Origin of the sequence: Candidatus Methylacidithermus pantelleriae (assembly GCF_905250085.1) — a bacterium.
GTDB classification, from domain to species: Bacteria; Verrucomicrobiota; Verrucomicrobiia; order Methylacidiphilales; family Methylacidiphilaceae; genus Methylacidithermus; species Methylacidithermus pantelleriae.
This window is the reverse complement of record NZ_CAJNOB010000001.1, coordinates 185,450-206,190: the sequence shown is the minus strand read 5'-3', so window position 1 is coordinate 206,190 and position 20,741 is coordinate 185,450. Positions and strand designations below refer to the sequence as shown.

Sequence of the window (20,741 nt, the reverse complement as noted above, 5' to 3'; positions counted from 1 at the left end):
TTAAGCACGGGAGCGGTTACCTGGCGCTTATATTGCCCCTGGCAAACGGCATGATGGACCTGCGATGGGAAAGGTTTATCCCGCGTATTCATTTCTTGAAGAGGCTCGCAATCCTAACCGCTGGCGTGCATACCGCTTTTCGGTAATTTCCCTACACCAATCCTGATGAGCCAGGTACCAATCCACCGTCTTTGCTAGGCCGCTTTCAAGATCCTCAAGCGGCTTCCAACCGAGTTCTCGAACGATCTTGGAGGGGTTGGTCGCATATCTACGGTCGTGTCCAGGCCGATCGGCAACAAAACACAAAAGCTCCTCATGTTTTTTGCCTCCGGGCCGCGGACGTCGCTCATCAAGTATCCGGCAAACCTTTCGCACCAGATCCAGGTTGGAAATTTGCACCCCTCCGCCAATCGCGTAACTTTCTCCGGGCTTTCCCTTGTGGATCACGCGATGGAGGGCCCGGCAATGATCCAGGACATAAATCCAATCCCGAACCTGTAGCCCATCCCCGTACAGGGGTAACGGGCGCTCTTCGAGGGCGTTCAAAATCGTTAAAGGCAAAAGTTTTTCCGGAAACTGGTACGGCCCATAGTTATTGGAACTATGAGTGAGAACCACGGGTAACCCGAAAGTTCTCCCGTACGCCCGGACAAAATGATCCGCCCCAGCTTTGGAAGCCGCGTAGGGACTGGAGGGGTTGTAAGGAGTTTTTTCCGTAAAAGGTTCCTCTTGAGGTAAGAGAGAACCAAAGACCTCGTCGGTCGACACATGAACAAAGCGGAACCGTTGCGCTTCCTTTCTTGGAAGTTCCTTCCAATACTGGAGGACGGTCTCCAATAACGAAACCGTTTCCAACACGTTGGTTCGGGCAAATTGTTCGGGTTCATCAATGGACCGGTCGACATGCGATTCGGCAGCCAAGTGCAAAAGAACCCCTACTTGATGCTGCCGGAGAATTTCCGCAACCAGGGTTTTATCACCCATTGAACCATGGACAAAGCAGTACCGGGGATCAGTCTCCACCTCTTTCAGATTGGCCAAATTCCCGGCGTAGGTAAGCTTATCGAGGTTAATCAGCCTGACCGGAGCCTGGGAAGCTGGCTGTTCCAAAAGTAACCAGCGAATGAGATTGGAACCAATAAACCCAGCTCCCCCTGTAATTAACCAGCTTTTTTCTTCCGTCACGGCTCCTCTCCTAGCCGCCATTCCCCCTTCCAGCGCCACGAACGTAAAGCCTTCGCCAACGCCTCGCGCACGTCGCTTAAGAAAACCCCGTGCTGGAGAATCTTAGAGCTATCCAATACGCAATTGGATCGAGGGGTCCGAGCTGCCTCCCGGTAGAATTCCTCTTCGCTGGAAAAAAATTCAAAGCGCTTGCCCGATTGGACGAGCTTCGGTCCGAGCGGAGACTCCAGGATAAGCTCGACCACCTCCCGGGTCGTCACAGAACCAGGATTTGTCACATTGAATGTCCCGAAGGGAAGTCTTTTTTCCCAGCAAGCCCAGCACGCTGCAACATATTCTCGCAAATAGGAGAGGGAGTTACGAACATCTACCAGTTTCGGGTAGCGCAAAAGCTTGGAGAGATAGTTTTTCGGGTGATCCACCGAGTCAAAGGGTATCCGCAACCGCCATAGGTAACACAAGGGCGCGTCGGCCAGGATTTCCTCTGCCAGTGCTTTGGTTCCACTATAGAAGCTGCAGTTATTCTGCCGAAACGAAAAATTGGGGGGGTCTTCTTCCCTAAAACCTACCGGCCCAATGAAGGTTTCGGCTTTTGAGCCCGTGTAAATACACCCCGATGACACATGCCCCCAGGGAAGCCCCAGTTCCCCGCAAACTTCCTTTAGGACCGCAGGAATTGCCACATTGCCCAAAAGACATTCGGCCTTGTGATCCTCACAAGCATCCACATTGGGCTTCCCCGTGTAGCCTGCAGCATTAATGATAAACTCGGGTTTGGACTCCTGAAGTAACCGCCAAAGCGCTTCCCGATGTAAGAGGTTAACTTCCTTGCGGGAAAACCCGCGAACCGGCACCTTTCGTTCCAAAAGGTACTGAAAGAAAGCGGAACCGACATAGCCGGTAACTCCAAAGAGGAAAACCATAGCGGACCGGATTCTATCCCTGGCTTTCCTTGCCGACAAGTGCGCAATGGCACCAGGGAGTCTTTTGGGAAGCGCGCTTTAGCGAAAGCGTTTCCCGCCGGCTGCACAAGCGGGAGCGGTGCTGGTCCATCCCGAACGGGTGGATTGCGTTTGTCCTCCAGGAGCTTTGCAAGAGGTTAGGAAAACTACCCGCAGGTTCCCAACGTTTCTCCCCGGTACGATCCAGGAGGAAGAGGGGCCAAAGCCCCAAAACCCAGCTCGGCGGCCTCCCTTTGTAAGGCTAGCTTCCCCGAAGGAGAACGCGAAAGGCCTTCCCAAGTTTCCACCCGTTGTACGCCCAAGGGCGATCGCAATACCTACCCAGGTAGTTGATGGCCCACAGTCGCAACTCGGAAGCTCCCAGCTCCTGTTTAAGACTCCCCTGCCACCGTTGTAAAAAAAGATCCTGGTTTTGCTTCTCGCATGCCGTCCGCCCTGGAGAAGAAGAAACCCAGTGATGGACCTTGCTTTCATACGCCACGTAATGGCGATATCCTTTCCTTCCCAAGCGCAAACAAAGATCCATGTCTTCCCAGCCATTACGGAAGGAGGTGTCAAAGCCCCCCGCTTCCCAAAATACCTCCCGCCGGATCGCACAGCATGCTGCTGTCACGGCCCGCCAGGTACGAACACCCCGGAAAGGATTCCATCGAAAGCCCTTGCCCATGTGGGTGGGTAATCCTTCGGGGCTAAAAACCACTCCCAAATGGTCCCATCGCCGGGTTTTGGGATTCCACTGGGCATTGCCCACAAATCCAACATCGGGGTAGCTCCACAAGACATCGAGGAGCGGTTCGACCCAGTTGGCCAAAGCTTCGACATCGTTATTAAGGAAGATAAGAACCGGAGATTGCGCCTCAGCGGCCCCCTCGTTGGAGCTTTTGGCAAAACCTTGGGGACGAGCATGGGAAAGGACCCGCAGAGGCGGACCCTGTTGCATGAGCCACGGGCGTGTTTGGTCGGTACTTCCGTCATCGATGACGAGGATTTCCTTTGGGGGCATGGTCCTCGTGGTCGTTGCCAAGCTCTCCAGACACCGCCGGAGCATGGGAAAAAGATTATAGGTCGGGATAATGATCGCGTAGTTTTCCATACAAGGATGGCGCTGCGGGACAACGCGGCCCCGCGGATGGATCAAGCCCGCAAGCGGTCTTGTCCGACATAACGAGCAATGACTTGTCCGTCCCTCATTTCATAGATCTCATCACAGGCATGAGCAATGGCGGGGTTGTGGGTTACAACGAGGAGTACCTTTCGACCGGACCGGACCAAACGGGCGAGCAAAGAAAAAACCTGTTCAGAGTTGGCCGTGTCCAAGTTCCCGGTGGGTTCGTCGGCTAAAATCAAGGGTGGATCGTTGGCCAGGGCGCGAGCGATCGCCACCCGTTGTTGTTCTCCCCCGGACAACTGTCGGGCCAGCTTATCGGCTTTGGATGCCAGTCCCACGGCTTCCAGGAGTTGCAACGCCCGCTCCCGCATCTGCGTGGCCGACCACCGACCCAGCCGTGCCATGGGAATCATGACATTTTCGGCGGCGGTAAAGTCATTTAAGAGAAAGTGAAACTGGAACACAAAGCCAATGAGCTCGCTACGGTATTGAGAAGCCTCCGCGTCCGACAGGCTCAAAACGGCCCGACCGCGGATCCAAAGTTCTCCTTGGTCGGGAGTGTCCAGAAGGCCCAGGATATAGAGAAGGGTGCTCTTTCCGCAGCCTGAGGGTCCGACCACGGCATGAAGCCGGCCCGGGTACAAATCGAGATCAATTCCCTTGAGAACTTCCACGCGGCTGGCTCCTTCCCCCAGGCTTCTTCGGAGATTGCGGCATCGTACAAAGGGTTCCCCTTGCCTTCCGATCGGCGCTAGGACCGCTTTCGGACGATAACCCGGGCCCGAAGCTTCTGGGATTTGCTTCCAGAGATCAGGTTTCATCGGTGCTTTTTCCCCTTTTCCCCGCTACTGGCCTGCTCCTCTCAGGGTCGCCACCGGGGCTAAGTTGGCGGCCCGCATGGCAGGAAAGTAGCTAGCTACAAAAACGGCAACAAAAGCAATGAGTGTCGCGCCCAGATAGTGCTCCCAGGCCCACGAGACAATAAAGTGATCCGTGGAAAAGATGCCCCGGATGCGGACAGGGATCTTGGAGATCAGATAGGTGAGAATCGCTCCCAGCGTCATACCCAAAAGACTTCCCACCGTGGCCACCATCAGACCCTGGAGAAGAAAGATGTTCCGAATATCTTCCCTGCGATACCCCATGGATCGGAGGATGGCAATTTCCCGAACCTTCTGTAAAACGGTCAGCGTTAGGATGTTAAAGATCCCAAAACCCGCCAGAAGAATGATCAGGGACACCGTAATACCCGCCGAGATGCGCAAGGTCCGAAACACCGCCAAATTACCCCGCTCCCGCTCCTGCCAGGAGCGACACCGGTGGCTCACCAGATCTTCCAGCCGGGCCGCCAGTGCCGGGGCCCGGTCCGGATCACGGAGTTTCACCAGGATCGCCGAAACCGCAAAGGGCATCCGTAAAAGGCTCCGCGCCGCCCGGGCGTGCACAATGGCACGGGTTTCATCGATAATGTTGACCCCCGTTTGGAAAATGGCTTCCAGCCGAAAGGGCTCTATTTTTCCTCCCGTTCCTGTGAGGTAGACCGTGTCGCCGACACGGGCCTGAAGCTTGTCCGCCAGAAGACTTCCCAGCATGAGCCCATTGGGACGTATCCGGAAAGCATGAAGGGAACCGAAAAGAATCTGGCGACCCAGTGCCGTCGTCCGGAGGTGCTGATCCAGCTCGATCCCCATGAGCCGAACCACCTCGCTTCGGAAATTGGTCTGGGCCGTGGCGTTGCCCAACACGACGGGGGCACACGACGCCACGTTGGAAAATTCTTCCAACACCCGCATGACCAGATTGGGATTGTAGACCCCCGGGTAGTATTTCCGGGGCTTTTCCCCTGAGACCGCAACAAGTTCGCTCTGGCTTCCCTGGATCATCGTTGTGTACTGCGGCTGGAACCGGTCTGTTACCATGATCGCTCCTGACGTTCCGAGCACGGTCTGGATAAAAAATTGTTCAAAACCCTGCGTTTGAGCTTGAGTGGAAATGAAAAATGCTACCCCAAACACAACGCCTGCCAGGCTCAAAAGTAGCGGGCGAGTCCGGCTGTAGGTAAAGCGCAGGGCAAGAAAAAGGACAGGACTCATCGTTCCGATGTCTCGTGAGCTTGCGTGTGAGCGTTCACTTCGATCGGTCGCACCAACATACCCGGTCGTAAAAGATCTTGATCGGAAACGACCACAAGTTCATCGTCCGCAAGCCCACTGACGATCTCGGTCTTTTCCAGGCTGTGAAAACCCTTCCGCACTTCCCTTGGCTCTACCCGCCCATGACGCACCACAAAAACCCGGTTTCCCATAAGCGCCCGACTGGGAATAATGAGCGCATGGTCATGCTTGGCGATGAGGATGTTCATTTCTCCCGTCATCCCCGCCATGAGATTGGGAGGTGGATTATCCAAGTGTAAAAAGACCGAATAGCGCTGGGTATCGGGATTACCCGAGGGAGCCACCGAATCCACCGTTGCTTCAAATTCGCGGTCCCCAAAGGCATATAACCTAACCTTGGCTTTCCGGCCCGGAACGATGTCGCCTACGTCCTCCTCATTCACCTCCCCGTTAATCACCGTCTTATTGACAGCGACCGTAAAAAGGGCCTCGTTCGTCACCACAACTTCTCCCTCCCCCTTGTTAATTGCCGTTAACACTCCATCAATGGGGGATCGAATCTCCGTCTTTTTCAAACGTTCCTGCACACCGCGCAGCGCGTCCCTCCACGTGGCCACTCCTCGCTCCAGCTCGATTCTCTCATTGGCTACTGCCTCCGCAAGTCTTTTCACCTCATTACGAGCCTGCTCGAGCTGCACGCTGGGCACATTATTGAGCTCGGAAAGCTTAAGGAGAGAGGCCAAATTGGTCTCGGCATTTCGCAAAGCTTCCGCCGAAGGAGGTCCCAGTCGCGCCCGGTTCTCGGCTGCCTCAAGCTCGATGCGAATCCGGCGCAGTTCCTGAAGCGTGGCATCGTCCACGATCGTCGCCAGTAATTGATCTTTCTTCACACGAATCCCAATGGCCGACTGCCCGGCATAAATTCCGGGCGCAAGCTGAACCGTGCCCGTATTTTGAGCTCGGAGGGAAATCGACCAAAGCCAGTCCACTTTGACTGTCCCGTACACAGCCGCAATTGCCGTCCCCCTCTTCACCCGGTACACCTCGGCAACGGGCCGCATCCAATAGCTAATCAACCCACCCACTACCAAAAGACCAAGGACCCCACCCCAGACCCACGCGGCTCTCGGGCGAGAAACAAGCTCCCCAACCCAAGCACGGACGCGGGGCCACGGAACTCGCTCTAGGGCATCCCGGAAGAAAGAGCCGACCCGGGTGAGTTCCATTGCACGTACCGCCCCGTCAATAGATCCAGCTGAGCGAGGGCCAGATCGCGATCGTAGAGAGCTCCCATTCGGTTCCATTGCGCCTCTGAAAGATCCGATTCTGCCTTCAAAAAGTCTAGCTCCGTCGCCTGGCCACTGACCAGCTTGGCAATCGCTTCGTCGATGGACCGTTGGGCCAAGGCAATCGCCTGATCAGTCGCCTCAAGCTTGCGGCTAGCCATCACAAGCGCTTGCTCAATCCGCAGAAGTTCCGAATCTACGTTTTTTTCCAGCTGTTCCAACTGGATGCCATAGGCTTGACGCTGCGCCTCCCATTGCCGAGCCTGCCCCACAACCCTTCCGTTATCAATCACCTTCCATGTCATAGCCGCCCCATAGAGTAACTGCGAAATTAAAAACTGCTGACCGGCTAACAGTGGGGGTCGGGACGTTACCGCACGCGTTTCGTTGGCAGGCACGTACTGGAGAGACCCAATCAAGCCAAGGGTCGGGAAATACCCAGCTTCTACAATCCGTTTTTCCTCCTGCATCTGTTCCGCTAGCTTGCGCAAAAGAACCAGATCCGGTCTTTGACGCAGGGCCAGCTCTCGTTCCCGGACATAGTTAATCTCGGGGATCTTTTGGCCCAGCCGACCGCTGAGTTCCCCAAAACCGTTTTCCAGAGCTTGAACCTCCTCGGGCCCCAAATCTTTTCCCATAGCCAGGGAAAGGTCTACAAGAGCCGCGCGATAATCCAAAAGAGCCTCCTTTTGCTGTCGTTCCACATTGATAAGGGCTACCCTGGCCTGTTCGATCGCCAGCTCCCCGCCACGACCGGAACCAAAAAGATCCTCCGCCATTTTGAGGTTGGCTTCCAGATACCTCTGCCGGTGCGCAAAATGCCGTGCGAGCTCCCGAAAAAGAAGCGCGCGGCAATAGGTCGTACGCACTTCATAGAGTTTCTGGGAGACGGTCTGGTTAAGGTTCTGCGCTGCGATGGCAACCAGCGTTCGCCCCTCTCGCAAGGAAGGAAGAATGGCCAGGTCGAAAACCGGTTGGCCAAACTGGCTAAATACGATGGCATAGGGGACCGTTCGCTCCCCATTATCAAACCTCGGACCCTGGACCCCACCAAAGATGTTCGATCCCACACGAGGCATCACGCGTGCTTGGAGCTGGATTTTCCTTCCCAAGGCCTGTTCCAACCCCAACCGCGCCTGCCGGATGTCAGGGTTCCCAGCCAGCGCTTGCCGGTAGCAATCCTCAAGCGAAACGGATTTTGTCCAGCGGAGTTCGGGCCGCTCGACCCCCCAACCCAAGAAAGGCCACCCGGGCATGGCCCCTAGCCCAAGAAACAACCAAAGAAAAAGCTCGATCCTGGCCTTCGCTCGAGCGCGTTTGCCGCAAATTCCAACGCTCTCTAACCCCATGTGTGCCCCTCTCATGGTCGCAATAGGCCACTGGCATGAAAAAGACTGGTGGTGTTCGCCCCGTCCCCTCCATCCGGAGGAGGGCTCGCGGTAGCCCTGTGGAACAAGGGTTGTCCAGTTTTCCTTTCTTCTCGAAGAGCAGGAGGCAGGGGAGTGCGATCCAAAAGGATCTGATACTGCCCCGAGATCGCCCGCTGTAACTGCGCCAGGGCGGCCAGATACTGGTAGCGTGCGGTTAATTCCCCCAGCTGGGCTTGCGTCAGATCCCAGCGGGCCTGCAACAAGTCCAATTGCGTGGCCACCCCGGCTTTGTAGTTGCTTTCGGCCAACGCAAACGCCTTGCTAGCTGCCTCGACATTTTCCCGCTGGCTATCCACGGCCAGCTTGGCTTTCTGGAGGTCATTGAGAGCCTGCCGCACCTCGGAAAAGATGGCCTGGCGTACCTTTTCAACGTTGATTTCGGCCGCCTGCATGCGCGCCCGGGTGGATTTCATCTGCCCGTAGGCAACAAGCCCATCAAAAAGCTGCCAGGTAACGTTCACCCCGGCGATGTAGCCGCTAATACTTCCCGGCCCGATAAAGGGGTTCTGGGGAGTGGATTTTAGGTATTGGTCCACGACATCGTACCCCACAAAGGCTCCCACTTGCGGGAGCACCGAACTGCGATCCACGATGAGCTGTCGCCGCTCAATCTCCACTTCCTTCTTGGCTGCCGCCAGCTCCGGACGCGCTGCCTCCGCCTTGGCCAGGCAGTCTTCCAGCGAAAAATCCATGGTCGGGTACGAAAGCTTTCCCACGACCGAAAAAGGAGGCCGGGGCGACGTAACATCGTAACGGATATTGAGCAGCTGGCAGAGGCGGATGACGGAGTTTTTCAAGTCATTTTCCGCCCCGATGAGAGCAGGGCGTTCATTGGCAAGGTTAACGCGCGCTCGCATGACATTGAATTCCGTCGAAAGCCCGGACGCATAGCGATGATTCTCATAATCGACCAGGGCTTCGAGCAGGTGAACCGCCTCCCGGTGGACGGCGACTTTGGCCCGATTGAGCAAAACTTCATAGAAGGCCCTTCGAACCTCGGCAAGCACCCGGTCCACTACAGCACGGTATTCGAGAAAACTCCGATCCTCCTGGAGCCGGGCGATCCAGTACTGGTTTTCCACGGCCCCGGAGGAAAAAAGCGTCTGGTTGAGCCGGATGGAGACCTGCCAAGCTTCTGGACGGACGGCAAAACCGGCTTGCCCGTGCTCAAAAAAGCCCGAGTTAGCAAAGCTTGTATCGCGCTTCTCGTAAAAATTGTAGTTGGTCAAATTGGGAAGAAAGCCAGCCCGGGCCACGATCACTCCTCCCGCAGCAGCTTCCAGCCGTTTTTGCGCCACCCGGATGTCAGGGTTTTGCTCCAGCGCCAGGTTAAGACAATCCTTTAAGGTGTACGTAGGAACCCCCTGCTCGCCTGCCTCCGTTAGCTTTTCCATGTCAAGAGTAGTCAAAAGTTCTGTCGCTGGCGGTGGACTTTCCTCGGGTTTCGAGGAAGCTTTGGGAAGAGAAGGAGGCTTGCTCGGCTCTTGCAGGGGACGCAACTCCAGTCGGGGAGGTTCCGCGGTCCCGTCAGCACCAAAGGTTAGCTCAACCAAGGACCCAACTCCCCAAATGGCCCAAAAGGAAGTAAGAAAGGAAGCCAAAGCCCAAAAGCCTCTTTTCATTCCAAGAGAAACCTTTTAAGCCTGCCTGCCACCCAAAGGGATCGTCAAGCCTTCCTTTGCTTGCCTGGCCCGTCTTGGCAAGACGGCGGGAGGGTAAAAAGGGGCAATTTTCTCGACAAAACGGCAAGGCCGGGCCAGAATCCCTCGGAGCGGCCGAAAAAGGGCTTTTTTTCCTGCCCAGCTCCCTTGGGGGCGGCGTAACGGCTATCCCGTGGTGGAAAAACCTCCTTGCCCCTACTCTCCGCCGGTACCGAAGCCCCAAACCAAAAAAAAGAAAACGGGACAAAAAGGCACCCCTCTCAACCTCTTATGAGAAATGAAATTGACGGCCGGAATGATTGGCTTACCCAACGCCGGAAAAAGCACTCTTTTTAATGCGCTTGTCCAAACCCACAAAGCCGCGACCGCACCCTATCCTTTTTGCACGATCCAACCCAATGTCGGAACGATTTTTGTCCCCGACCAGCGGATTATTCGCCTGGCACAAATCATAGGTTCGGAGACCGTGCATCCCCCGGCCCTGGAAGTTGTCGATCTTGCCGGGTTGGTTCAAGGCGCAAGCCGCGGGGAGGGGTTAGGAAACCAATTCCTTGGGCGGATACGGGAAGTCGACGCCCTGCTGCACGTGGTCCGGGCTTTCCCCAATCCGGACGTACCCCACCCAATGGGAGAGGTGGACCCGCTGCGGGACGTCCAGGTTGTGGAAACTGAGCTTGTCCTTGCCGATCTTGAGCTTGTGGATCGTCGTTTGGAACGCCTGCGCAAAGGAACTCCTCCTGGGGGGAGCAAGGACCCAAGACTCCGTTGGGAATACGAGCTTCTAGGCCGCGTGCGGGCTCACCTTAACCGGGGTCTGCCTGCCCGGCAGTTGGAAGGTTCGGACGAGCAAAAGGACTTTCTTTTGGGTATCGGGCTCCTCACGATGAAACCGCAGGTCTACTGCTGTAACGTGGAAGAAAAAGACCTGCCAGCCGGCTCCCCACTAACGAAACCCTTGGAGGCTTTTGCGCGTGGCCGAGGCGAAGGGTGCGTTATTCTGTGCGCAAAACTGGAAGAAGAACTGGTTATGCTGGAGGCGCGCGAGGCACGGGAATATCTGGAAGCTCTCGGCTTAGAGGCTCGTGGCATCCATCAACTTCTCCAGGAGCTTTACCGCACGCTAGGCCTTAAGACTTTTTATACAGCGAATGAAAAGGAAGCCCGTGCCTGGCCTTTTCTCCCTGGAACCACCGCCTGGCAAGCAGCCGGCAGGATCCATTCGGACTTCCAGCGCGGGTTTATCGCCTGCGAGTGTATCTCGTGGAAGGAGTTAGATTCATGCGGATCGCTTTCCCGTGCCCGGGAGCTGGGCAAAATCCGGCTTGAAGGTCGGGATTATCTGGTTGCGGACGGAGACATCCTCTACATCCGTTTCCACGTCTAAGGGCATAAGATCCCTGCGCAAGCCCCCAAAGGAAAAAGGGTTGACTGCTGGACCGATCGCTTCTAAAAACGAACCTGCATGCGATCAGGTTGGATCGGGCGCATCTTCTTTCTCTTGGGTGCTGTGGGGTGCGCAAGCGTGGTTTGGGCAGCCACCTCACCGCAGGACCAATTCCTTCAAATCTACTTTTCCCTCCAGGAGGCAGAGCGACTGGAACGCAAGGGAGAACTTTCGACGGCTCGTGCCCAGTACGAGGACGCGTTAAAAAAGCTCCAAGCCCTTAAGCACCGGTACCCGGAGTGGGAGCCCAGCATCGTAACCTTCCGATACCGGTATTGCCAGGAAAAGTTGCGGAAGCTGGAAGAGCGACTTGCTCAGGGAGCCCAAGGGAATTCGCCCGCCGACAACACGGGGGCAGGGGGCGGAGCAGCCTCTGAGCCTACCCCTCTTACCGAGGAAATTCTGACTCTCCGGGCTCGGGTACGCCATTTGGAGGAGGAGCTCCGCGACGCCAATGCCCGGGCGGCGGCAGCAGCGGCTGGTCAGAGCAGCGAACTTCCCCGGCTTCAAGCCGAGGTGAGCCAGCTGCATAAGGAACTGGAAGAAACTCGGGGTAAACTTGCAAGTTCGGTGGCAGAGGCCTCCCGATTGCGTCGGGAACTGGAGGAGCAAAAAGCGAAAGCATCGGGTGATTCACGGGTCGTGCAAGAGCTCTCGAACAAGGTACAGCAACTGGAAAAGGACCTCGCCGAAGCCCGGTCGAAGCTAGCATCCAGCCAAGCCGATGCAGCCCAGCTCCGGCAAGAACTTGCCGCCGTCAAAGGGGGTAAGCCAGCCCCTGCCGGGGATTCCGTCCTTGCGCACGAGCTAAAATCCCGGATTAGTGATCTAGAAAAAGAGCTAGCTGAAACGAAAGGACAGCTAGCCAATGCTCTGGCCGACGCCTCGCGGCTGCGGGGGCAACTTGACGCTACTCAGAAGGAACTGGCGGCTCTCCAGTCAGGTGCAGAAGACCGACTTGCCAAGCTTTTGGAGGAAAACCGCACGCTTAAGGCGCAACTGGCCGATGCAGAAACCAAAATCAAATCCCTTCAATCAGATCATTCGGGAGAGGTCGTTCTCGCCCTCAAACAGGAACTCCAGCGTGTGCATGAGCAAGCAGAACTTCTCGAGCGCCAGAACCGGCAGTTCCAGGCCGACACCGAGTCTCTTCGGAGCCAGCTAGAAATGGCTCAGAAACGGCTCTTAGACTCCGAGCGGCAGCTGGTCAATGCGCCCAATGCTGAATCGCTTCGGAAGGAGAACGAGATTTTACGTAGTATTATCAACCGGCAGCTCCAGGAACAAGCCCGGCGCGAAGCAACCAAACGGCTCGCCCTGGAGGAGTTGGCTCGTCTTAAGGTGCAGTCCCAGGCCTTAGAACAACATATTGAAATTCTCGCCTCTCCGCTTGTCCAGCTCAGTCCCGAAGAAGTCAAACTCCTCCGAGAACCTCGAGCAACAAGCCTATCCTACGAAGCCCCCCTGCCTCCGAAAGAGGCCGTGGGAGACGCGGAGGAGGGAAAAGAAGGAAAGGTTCCGGGGACGCCTCCGGTCGCAGATTCCGGCTCCGGATCCGCCGCTTCAGAAACCTCTTCGTCGTCCGGTGTTGCGGAAAATACCCAGTCTAGCCAGGGGAGCGGAGGCTCAGCCGCAGATCTTCCCCAGGCCGGGAAACGGGCTGCCGAGGAAGCAAGTGCTCTTTTTGCTCAAGGAAAATATGATCAGGCGGAAGCCATCTACCGGCAGCTCGTCCACGACTATCCAAATAGTCTTTTTGCTTGGTCAAACTTAGGCGTGGTCCTCTATCAAATGCGACGCTACGGGGAGGCAGAAAAGGCGCTTCAAGAAGCCATCCGGCTCAATCCGGATGACGCGTTTTCCTATTCGGTATTGGGAATCGTCTATTACCAGATGGGTCGGTACGATGATGCCATTGCCACGCTTACCCAGGCAATTGTGCTGGATCCCAACGACGCTAAGACGAGGAACTACCTTGGTATTGCGTGCACCAAGAAAGGGTGGCAAGAAGCAGCGGAAAAAGAGTTACGACGAGCTGTGGAGCTTGACCCCAATTATGCCGATGCCCAGTTCAATCTGGCCGTCGTATATGCAACCGAAAAGCCTCCGGCCAGGGAACTGGCTCGACGTCACTACCAAGCCGCTCTGCAATTAGGATTGCCCAAAGACCCGCAGCTAGAGAAGTTTCTTGAGTAGCAGGCGGTGGGTTTTCTGCTGCTTTGGGGTTTGGGAAGGTTACTTATACATTTCGTGCTCCTCCGTTCCCTTTGGTGACACCCTTTTTGCGAGTCATCCAAGTAGGCGGAGCGCCATGGGTTTTCTTCTTTCCACAAGAGCCTTGCCTTTCTTACGCCCAAAGCCCGACGGCAGCAAGGAGTGACTTTAACTGGCGACAAGCGTCTTCGGCATCGTGGCTTTTGCAGACAGCTGAGACAACCGCAACCCGCCTTCCTCCAGCCGCCAGGACTTGGGGAAGGGTTTCGCAGTTGATCCCACCGATACAGAATTGCGGGATGCGTACCCTTTGAGCCACTTCCCTAATGACTCCCAACCCAACCGGGCGAGCTGCCGGCTTGGTCGGCGTCCAGAAGATGGGGCCAATTCCTATATAATCAGCCCCTTGTTGTTCCGCGCCCATGGCTTGCTCCAAGCTATGCGTTGACTGCCCGATAATGGCTTGGGGTCCCAGTAGCTTGCGTGCTTCGCCTATGGAAAGATCCTCCTGGCCCAGATGGACCCCATCAGCACCGCTTTGCTCGGCAAGCTCAGGCCAATCATTCATGATGCACAAAGCTCCCCGATCCCGGCAGATTCGTGCCAGTTCGCGGGCGATGGGGAACAATTCCACCAAGCTTCGTCCTTTGGCGCGGAGCTGCAGAAGATCGGCACCCCCCGCAAGCGCTTTTTGTGCCACCGCCAGCACTTCCTCAGGAGCCAGATAGGCAAGATCCAAAATGACGTAGAGCCTGGCTTGACTCAGCCGCCATTTCCGCTCGATGGCCGATTCAGTCGGCATCCCTTGTCCTCCTTCGGCACCCGGACCTCCCGGTATCCTTCTCAAGCCAAAGCCTCTATTGTGCCTTTGGGAAAAACCCACATCTGACTCCAAAGAAACCTCTGCTGGGTTTTTTCATCAAGAGCCTACCGCCGGAGTCTTTTTTTGGAGTGTCTCGTTTCTTTCCCCTGGCTTTGGCCCTGACCACCGTTCCCCAAAAGGCCAAAGAAGGATTCCCCAATCGGGGAAGATCGTCCCGGGCGCCTGCCGAAGAGCCCTGCCGGCCGAGCGCGTGCCGGGATTTCACCCACAATGCCCGCGCTTCTGGAGGCAAAGGCCGCCAGAGGCACTCGATTCCCTCCCGACGGAAGAATCACTGTCTGCGCCGCTCGGAGCCCCTGCCGGATGTCCGCCATACAATCGACCATACATGCTTCGTCCGATTCCTTGCAAGTAGGCCGATTGTGACACGGCCGCCGTTGCAGGCTGGTACGACAACCTCCCGCACGGAAAAACGCTTGGATAGGCCCGGTCCTTTTCCGAGCGGCGGCGCGAGGCCGCGCCGTGGAGAACGCCGTCTTGATACGCGTGATTCACCGCGCCGATCACGGAAGTGTCGGCCGCGGCTTCTTTCGATGACGTCACCTCCAGCGCCAAAGGCGGCTCCCTTTGAGCATCCCGAGGGTTCTAGAGTAGGCGAAGGAAAAAAGCGAGCCGGTACCGGGGGTTGACCGACTGCACCTGGTCCTTCCTCTTGCCGAGATCCAGCCGCTCAACCGACCAGCGGCTTGCCGGATTCTACGCAAGCCGGGACGACCGCTCGGGACGCATCACCCAGGATCGCTTTGGCCTGGTCGTTGCTCTTGCCCTACAGACGTAATGGGAGGCGAGCTCCCACAAGATTGCCGAAGCGACCCGTTTTGGCCCAAGGAAGATCCTCTCCGTGGGTGTCGATCCTCACCACTGCGGCAAGTTGGCGTGTCACCCGGGGGAGAGGCTTGCCCCTCAATGCTTGTGAACACCTGCCGGCCTTTCCGATCCCGCACAACACGGAAACTTAGCGCCGATCCCTCCCGCTTCCAAAAGCGCTTGCACGTCTTTGGTCGTCCCCGTCACGATCCAATTGGCGCGGAGAGCTTCTCGACTCGCCTCCTTGCCCCTAGGCCAAGCCCACACCGTCCAGAACCAGACACTTGCCCGGGCTTTCCCATTGATCCGGCAACCGCAACCGCAGCTACAGGTCGCCGTCCGGGGCAACGGCAGCTTGGCAGAACGGATTGTCCGCCGCGTCGTCCTGGGGGGCCAGTACGAAAGACGGATTCCTCCCCTCCGCCTCCCAATCCTTCTTCCAGTCGGCGTAGGTAGCGTATCCGCTCTCTGCCAGAAAAAAACGGTTTGCGAAATAGACGGCGGAAACCGAAGTAGAACGGGACCCGGACGGGCTCCTGATCGGCCAGAAGCCCATCAAGCTTGGCCCGCAGGATGGCCAGTAGTCCTTTTTTCTAGTGGATAACGTTTGATCCCGGCTTCTCCTCCTCCAGCCAGTAAGTCGCTTCCTCTGCTCTTGGGATCCGCCCTTTGACGTCCTCCATCAACTGGGGCCGCCTTTCCTAGATCGACGCCGTTTTCCCTTCAAGAAAGATCCGGATGGCGATACACTATGGCCCGGTAATACCGAACCGGCGCAGGAAAGATCACTTGAGTTCCTTCCGCAAAACGCCAAGCCTGTCTCCACGCAAATAGCGACGGCTTTCGCCCGGCCGTAGAGCCTGACATAGCCCAACGCCACGCGCTCGCATATTAGCTTGAGCCGTATCTCATAGGTGAAAACGGCGAGCTCTTAACCAGGAATCGCTCCCAGCGATCTCTTCGCTTGGTTCCGGCTAAGATCCCTCTTCTCCCGTAGAGTCTAGCACACATCAAGACGTTCACCTCAAGGAGATCGCGCACGATATCGCGGGTCGTCTCTTTCAGATCCACCACGAAGACCGACCGGCTCTACGCGGCCAGCGCCGCTTCCCCATACTCGAAGCCGAAGCGCATCAGCCGGTCGCGACTTTCGACCAGGGTTGACGCCAATCTTAGGGTCTCCGAGCCATCCTACGAATCCTTTCCGGTGGCCGTTCTTTCCGAAACCGACCTCTTTTTGAGGATCCGCAGCCATTGGTTTAGAGCGCACGTAAGAGGAGCCGAGTCAGTTACCGCTCCAGATCCGCCTTTTGATCGACACCCGACACTCGCCCGGAGAGGGCGACACCGTAGGGCCGCTCACCCTCCGCATGCGCGATCACCCTTCCGGTTGGCAGCTATGCGCACAGAACTGGCAAGCGCCGCTCCTTTGTTATCCGCCAACCCGTCTCATAGCCAAAACCCAGCTGGTTGGCCCAGACGCGCAAGTTCACCGGGATAGGCAACTGGGCAAATCACCAGATATCTTAGCAGCGGAGCACCCCTCCGCGGTGCCGAGCTACGTCCTTTTTTCCTATGGAACAACCTCGGAAACCTCCTCGGGTTTCCCGAGACCCGTTGACACGGGGGAAGCGGTTTCCCAAAGGGTCTTTCGATCCGACAGTAACTCTTCTAAAAAGTCAACGGAGTAGTCTCCCCGTCGAAAATCGGGGTTTCTCACCAGCATCCGGCCCAGCGCAAGGGTCGTAGGAACACCCACAATTTCCATTTCCTCCAGAGCACGAGCCAGTCTTTGCAAGGCAACCTCCCGATTCTCCCCAAAAGCAATCAGCTTCCCAAGAAGAGAGTCGTAGTACGGGGGAACCGAGCTGCCGGCTACAAGAAAAGAATCAAAGCGCACCCCCGGACCGCCCGGGACGTGCAACCGGGTGACGGTTCCCGGGTAAGGGCGAAAATCATCCAAGGGATCCTCGGCATTGATGCGAAGCTCAATCGCGTGCCTGCTCGGCACAAGCTCATCCCACTCCTTTCCCAGGGGAACGCCTGCGGCGAGAAGAATTTGCTGCTTAACCAGGTCAACCCCGTAGGCCTCTTCCGTTACCGGATGTTCTACCTGGATCCGAGTGTTCATCTCGATAAAATAGAAGTTTCCCGATCGATCCACGAGAAATTCCACCGTCCCTACATTCTGGTAGCCTACCGCCTCGGCGATCCGCACACTGGCCCGACCCATCTTGCGACGCAGGGCAGGATCCATCCCCGGGGACGGACACTCCTCCACAAGCTTCTGGTGTCTTCGCTGGATGGAACAGTCCCTCTCCCCCAGATGGATAATCTTTCCCTGGCGGTCAGCCAAAATCTGGAACTCCACATGCCTGGGTTTTTCAATCAGCCGCTCTACATACAGCTCTCCATTCCCAAAGCTCTTTTCGGCCTCCATCCGAGCGGCCACGAAAGCCTGGAGAAGGCTCACGTCATTGTGAGCCACCCGCATTCCCCTTCCTCCTCCTCCGGCCGCTGCTTTGATCAAAACCGGATAACCAATCTGCCGGCAGATCCGCAACGCGTCCTGCTCCGACTCTATCGTTCCCTCGCTTCCAGGCACCACCGGCACACCGGCCCGGCGTGCAATGGAGCGTGCCAGTGCCTTGTTTCCCATAGTCCGGATGGCCTCGAGGGGAGGGCCAATAAAGGTGATCTTACAGCTCTGGCAGATCTCTGCCAGGTACGGGTTTTCTGCTAAAAAACCGTATCCAGGGTGCAACGCGTCCACATCACCGATCTCGGCTGCGCTGATGATCCGATCGATCTTCAAATAACTTTCTGTACTCGGGCCCGGCCCGATGCAGACGGCCTCGTCGGCAAGGCGGACATGAAGCGCCTGGGCATCACAGTCGGAGTAAACCGCCAGCGTGCGAATGCCGAGCTCTTTACAAGCTCGAATGATGCGTACGGCGATCTCCCCACGGTTGGCAACAAGGACCTTTTTGAACATACGGACTTCGACAGGTTTTCCCTTCTCTCCCTCGGGGTTTAAACCCCAAGCGTTTCCCCTCTCCAAGTCCTCAGCGGCTGCCTTGCGTCAACGCCTAGGCGGTCTCGCCCAACTGATATCGCACGAAACGTCGTACGACGATATTCTCCCCTAGCTCTTGGATTTTGGAGGCAATAAGCTCTGCTACCGTAATATTTTGATCTTTTACAAAAGGCTGTTCGAGAAGGCAAACCGTCGCGTAATACTTTTCCAGCTTCCCCGCCACGATGCGTTCTACCACCGCAGGGGGCTTGCCTGAATGCTCCTGGGCAATCGCCTGTTCCTGGGCACGGATCTCAGCCGGTGGCACGTCGTTGCGAGAAACGTACAGAGGGGCCGCGGCGGCAATTTGAAGGGTCAAATCTTTGACCAGCTCGCGAAATTGCGGGGTCCGCGCGACAAAATCCGTCTCACAGTTCACCTCAACCAAGACCCCGATCCGATCCCCCACATGAACGTAGGAGGCAATGACCCCTTCCTTTGCCTGCCGCCCGGCCTTGCGTTCTGCAACGGCTGCCCCTTGCCGGAAAAGCCACTTTTGGGCTTCCTCAAGATCCCCCCCGCACGCCTCCAAAGCCCTCTTGCAGTCCATGATCCCGGCTCCCGTCTTTTCCCGGAGCGCACGCACGAGCTCGGTCGAAATCTGAATCTTCTCCTTCACGGATTGCTATACCTCTCGACCAGGAGTGCCCAGCTCCTGATCCTTCCTCTAAGGTTCGACCGTCGCAAGTTCTGAGGACTCATGCGGTGATCCCTCGCTTCTTCCCTCCAGAATGGCCTGAGCGAGAGGTTCCAACAAGGCCCGAAGGGAACGGATCGAATCGTCGTTGCCCGGAATGGGAATGTCGACAAGCTCCGGGTTTCCATTGGTGTCCACAATCCCGATACTGGGAACCCGGCACCGCCGGGCCTCATGAACCGCTATGGCCTCTTTCACGACATCTACAAGGATCACCGCTCCCGGCAGTCTTTCCATGTCCCGAATCCCATCCAAGCTGCGACGGAGCCGCGCTGCCTCCCGGCGAAGGCTAGACACTTCCTTTTTGGGCATCTGTTCCAAAAGACCCTTGGCTTCCAACTCCTCGATCCAACGCAGCCGCCCGACCGATTTGCGAATGGTCGCCAAATTGGTCAACATCCCCCCAAGCCACCGTTCCTTTACATAAAAAGAATCGGTTTTTTTTGCGAGCTCCTCCACAAGACCCTGGGCCTGTTTTTTGCATCCGACAAAGAGAACCTTCTCCCCTCGAGCAGCTACCTCCCGCAGAAACCGGCAAGCCTTTTCCAAAAGTTGCGCGGTCTTTTCCACGTTGATCAAATGAACCCCATTGCGGGCTTCCAGAATGTAGGGCTTCATCTTCGGGTGCCACCGGTCCGTCCGGTGCCCAAAGTGAACGCCCGCTTCTACGAGAAGCTTTGGATCAACCATGTTCCATCCTCACCCGATAGGCTAAAGCCTATCCCCATGCGCGGATCTAGCTACTAGAGGGCATACCGCTAACCTATCCTCTTTCCCTTGACAAGGAAAATAACAATGCCTGTCCGCGACAACCTTCGCAAGGGAAGCTTTTGCATGGAAAAATCGACCGGAAGAAGAAAAAAAAGATTGACCTGCGTCCCCCTTTTCTTCCATGATCGCGGCGGTTTTTCTCGCTGGCGCAAAGGCTCATGGTGCCCCTTCCCCATCCATCAAAAGGTGTGGCGCTTGCCCTGGTCTTCCTTTGCTCCTTTGTCCTTGCCAAGGCTAGCTTCCTTCGAGCAGAGGTTTCCCTTTCCGATCCAGGCACCGAGCGTGGCTTTCCCAGCTCGCGTCCCAAGCACACCTACCCATGGCATCGAAACATTATAACGACTGTTTTCTGGATTGGAGAGGGAAGAACTCCGATTAGTAGCGCGACCAATTACGCCAGCGCGTGGGATCTTCACTGGATCCGGAGCTACGGGGGCTTTGATGATCCTAACCACCGAGCCGGACCCTGCCCCAGACGATTTGCTGCTACGCGCAACCCCTTTTACGTCGCCCTGCCCTTTAACGATCTCAAGTACCCGGAATTGGCCCGCAAATGGGTTCCTGCGTGGTGGAAACCCAACTTTGGAGAGCGTTCCCGTTGCAAAGGGAAATGGGTGGAAATCCGGCACCGGGGCAAGACCGCCTATGCCCAGTGGGAAGATGTGGGACCCTTGCGTTACGATCACGCCTCCTACGTATTTGGGAATGACCGGCCGAATACCTACACCCGTGCTGGGCTGGATGTTTCCCCAGCTGTAAAAACCTATCTTGGACTGGAAGCAACTTCGGTTTGTGACTGGCGTTTCGTGGATGCCGAGGAAGTGCCTCCGGGCCCCTGGCTTAGCTACCAAGAACAGGCTCTGGTGTATTCCGCCTTGAAGGATGGGACCGGAACCCGAACCCGCTTGGATCGGATCGGTTCCATGTGGATGGAAAAAGAGCTTGCGTCCAATGCCCGGGCTTCCTCCTCGCCCGCATCGCATAGGCAAGAATCTTTTTCTTCCCCAGGGACCACGTCCGTTCCGTTTTCTTCCGGTCTCCCCACGATTGAGGTAAATCCTCCCCAATAGCGAGAATCGTTTCGCTCCCTTGGGCCGAAAATC

The 20,741-nt window shown here is 56.7% G+C and carries 16 protein-coding genes; 3 read left to right on the top strand and 13 right to left on the bottom strand.

Annotation, left to right across the window (positions count from 1 at the left end; translation table 11 throughout):
* Positions 1-75 precede the first annotated feature (75 nt).
* The 8 genes from rfbB to KK925_RS00885 form a co-directional block, all read right to left on the bottom strand.
* Positions 76-1,185 carry a dTDP-glucose 4,6-dehydratase gene (rfbB, locus tag KK925_RS00920; protein WP_236027796.1) on the bottom strand — a complete coding sequence of 370 codons (1,110 nt, stop codon included), beginning with the start codon at positions 1,183-1,185 and terminating at the stop codon, positions 76-78.
* Positions 1,182-2,108: a sugar nucleotide-binding protein gene (locus tag KK925_RS00915; RefSeq protein ID WP_174581714.1), complete on the bottom strand. Its 927-nt coding sequence runs from the start codon at positions 2,106-2,108 to the stop codon at positions 1,182-1,184. Before KK925_RS00915 ends, rfbB begins: the two co-directional genes overlap by 4 nt.
* Positions 2,109-2,388: 280 nt before the next feature.
* Positions 2,389-3,240, bottom strand: coding sequence for a glycosyltransferase family 2 protein (locus KK925_RS00910; RefSeq protein WP_174581713.1), 852 nt, complete (start codon positions 3,238-3,240; stop codon positions 2,389-2,391).
* 41 nt (positions 3,241-3,281) lie between these two features.
* Positions 3,282-4,076 carry an ABC transporter ATP-binding protein gene (locus KK925_RS00905; RefSeq protein WP_174581712.1) on the bottom strand — a complete coding sequence of 265 codons (795 nt, stop codon included), beginning with the start codon at positions 4,074-4,076 and terminating at the stop codon, positions 3,282-3,284.
* Between the two features lie 24 nt (positions 4,077-4,100).
* A complete protein-coding gene (locus tag KK925_RS00900) occupies positions 4,101-5,348 on the bottom strand; it encodes an ABC transporter permease (protein ID WP_174581711.1) in 1,248 nt (415 codons plus the stop codon).
* Positions 5,345-6,595 (bottom strand): efflux RND transporter periplasmic adaptor subunit, encoded by a 1,251-nt coding sequence (locus KK925_RS00895; protein WP_174581710.1) that lies wholly within the window; start codon positions 6,593-6,595, stop codon positions 5,345-5,347. The genes KK925_RS00900 and KK925_RS00895 overlap by 4 nt, the downstream gene beginning before the upstream one ends.
* Entirely contained in the window at positions 6,553-8,004 is a 1,452-nt protein-coding gene (locus tag KK925_RS00890; RefSeq protein ID WP_174581709.1) for a TolC family protein, read from the bottom strand. The genes KK925_RS00895 and KK925_RS00890 overlap by 43 nt, the downstream gene beginning before the upstream one ends.
* Before the next feature lie 11 nt (positions 8,005-8,015).
* Complete coding sequence (locus KK925_RS00885; RefSeq protein WP_174581708.1) at positions 8,016-9,707, bottom strand: TolC family protein; 1,692 nt, start codon at positions 9,705-9,707, stop codon at positions 8,016-8,018.
* Between the two features lie 316 nt (positions 9,708-10,023).
* On the opposite strand from KK925_RS00885, the gene ychF reads away from it, so the two are divergent.
* Together ychF and KK925_RS00875 are read left to right on the top strand one after the other, a co-directional pair.
* Entirely contained in the window at positions 10,024-11,130 is a 1,107-nt protein-coding gene (gene ychF, locus KK925_RS00880) for a redox-regulated ATPase YchF (RefSeq protein ID WP_174581707.1), read from the top strand.
* Between the two features lie 78 nt (positions 11,131-11,208).
* Positions 11,209-13,386 (top strand): tetratricopeptide repeat protein, encoded by a 2,178-nt coding sequence (locus KK925_RS00875; protein ID WP_174581706.1) that lies wholly within the window; start codon positions 11,209-11,211, stop codon positions 13,384-13,386.
* 151 nt (positions 13,387-13,537) lie between these two features.
* On the opposite strand, the gene thiE is transcribed toward KK925_RS00875, so the two are convergent.
* From thiE to rpsB, 5 genes are all read right to left on the bottom strand, one after another.
* Positions 13,538-14,206: a thiamine phosphate synthase gene (thiE, locus tag KK925_RS00870; protein WP_174581705.1), complete on the bottom strand. Its 669-nt coding sequence runs from the start codon at positions 14,204-14,206 to the stop codon at positions 13,538-13,540.
* 125 nt (positions 14,207-14,331) lie between these two features.
* A complete protein-coding gene (locus KK925_RS00865; RefSeq protein ID WP_174581704.1) occupies positions 14,332-14,613 on the bottom strand; it encodes a hypothetical protein in 282 nt (93 codons plus the stop codon).
* Between the two features lie 2,054 nt (positions 14,614-16,667).
* The gene (gene accC / locus KK925_RS00860; RefSeq protein ID WP_174581703.1) at positions 16,668-18,089 is read right to left on the bottom strand and encodes an acetyl-CoA carboxylase biotin carboxylase subunit; all 1,422 of its coding nucleotides are present in this window, start codon (positions 18,087-18,089) and stop codon (positions 16,668-16,670) included.
* A 94-nt stretch (positions 18,090-18,183) separates the two neighbouring features.
* Entirely contained in the window at positions 18,184-18,789 is a 606-nt protein-coding gene (gene tsf, locus KK925_RS00855) for a translation elongation factor Ts (RefSeq protein WP_236027795.1), read from the bottom strand.
* Between the two features lie 48 nt (positions 18,790-18,837).
* Positions 18,838-19,557: a 30S ribosomal protein S2 gene (gene rpsB, locus KK925_RS00850; protein WP_174581702.1), complete on the bottom strand. Its 720-nt coding sequence runs from the start codon at positions 19,555-19,557 to the stop codon at positions 18,838-18,840.
* Positions 19,558-19,826: 269 nt separating this feature from the next.
* On the opposite strand from rpsB, the gene KK925_RS00845 reads away from it, so the two are divergent.
* On the top strand, positions 19,827-20,708 hold the full coding sequence (locus tag KK925_RS00845; protein WP_174581701.1) for a hypothetical protein: 882 nt from the start codon (positions 19,827-19,829) through the stop codon (positions 20,706-20,708).
* The last annotated feature ends 33 nt before the right edge of the window (positions 20,709-20,741 follow it).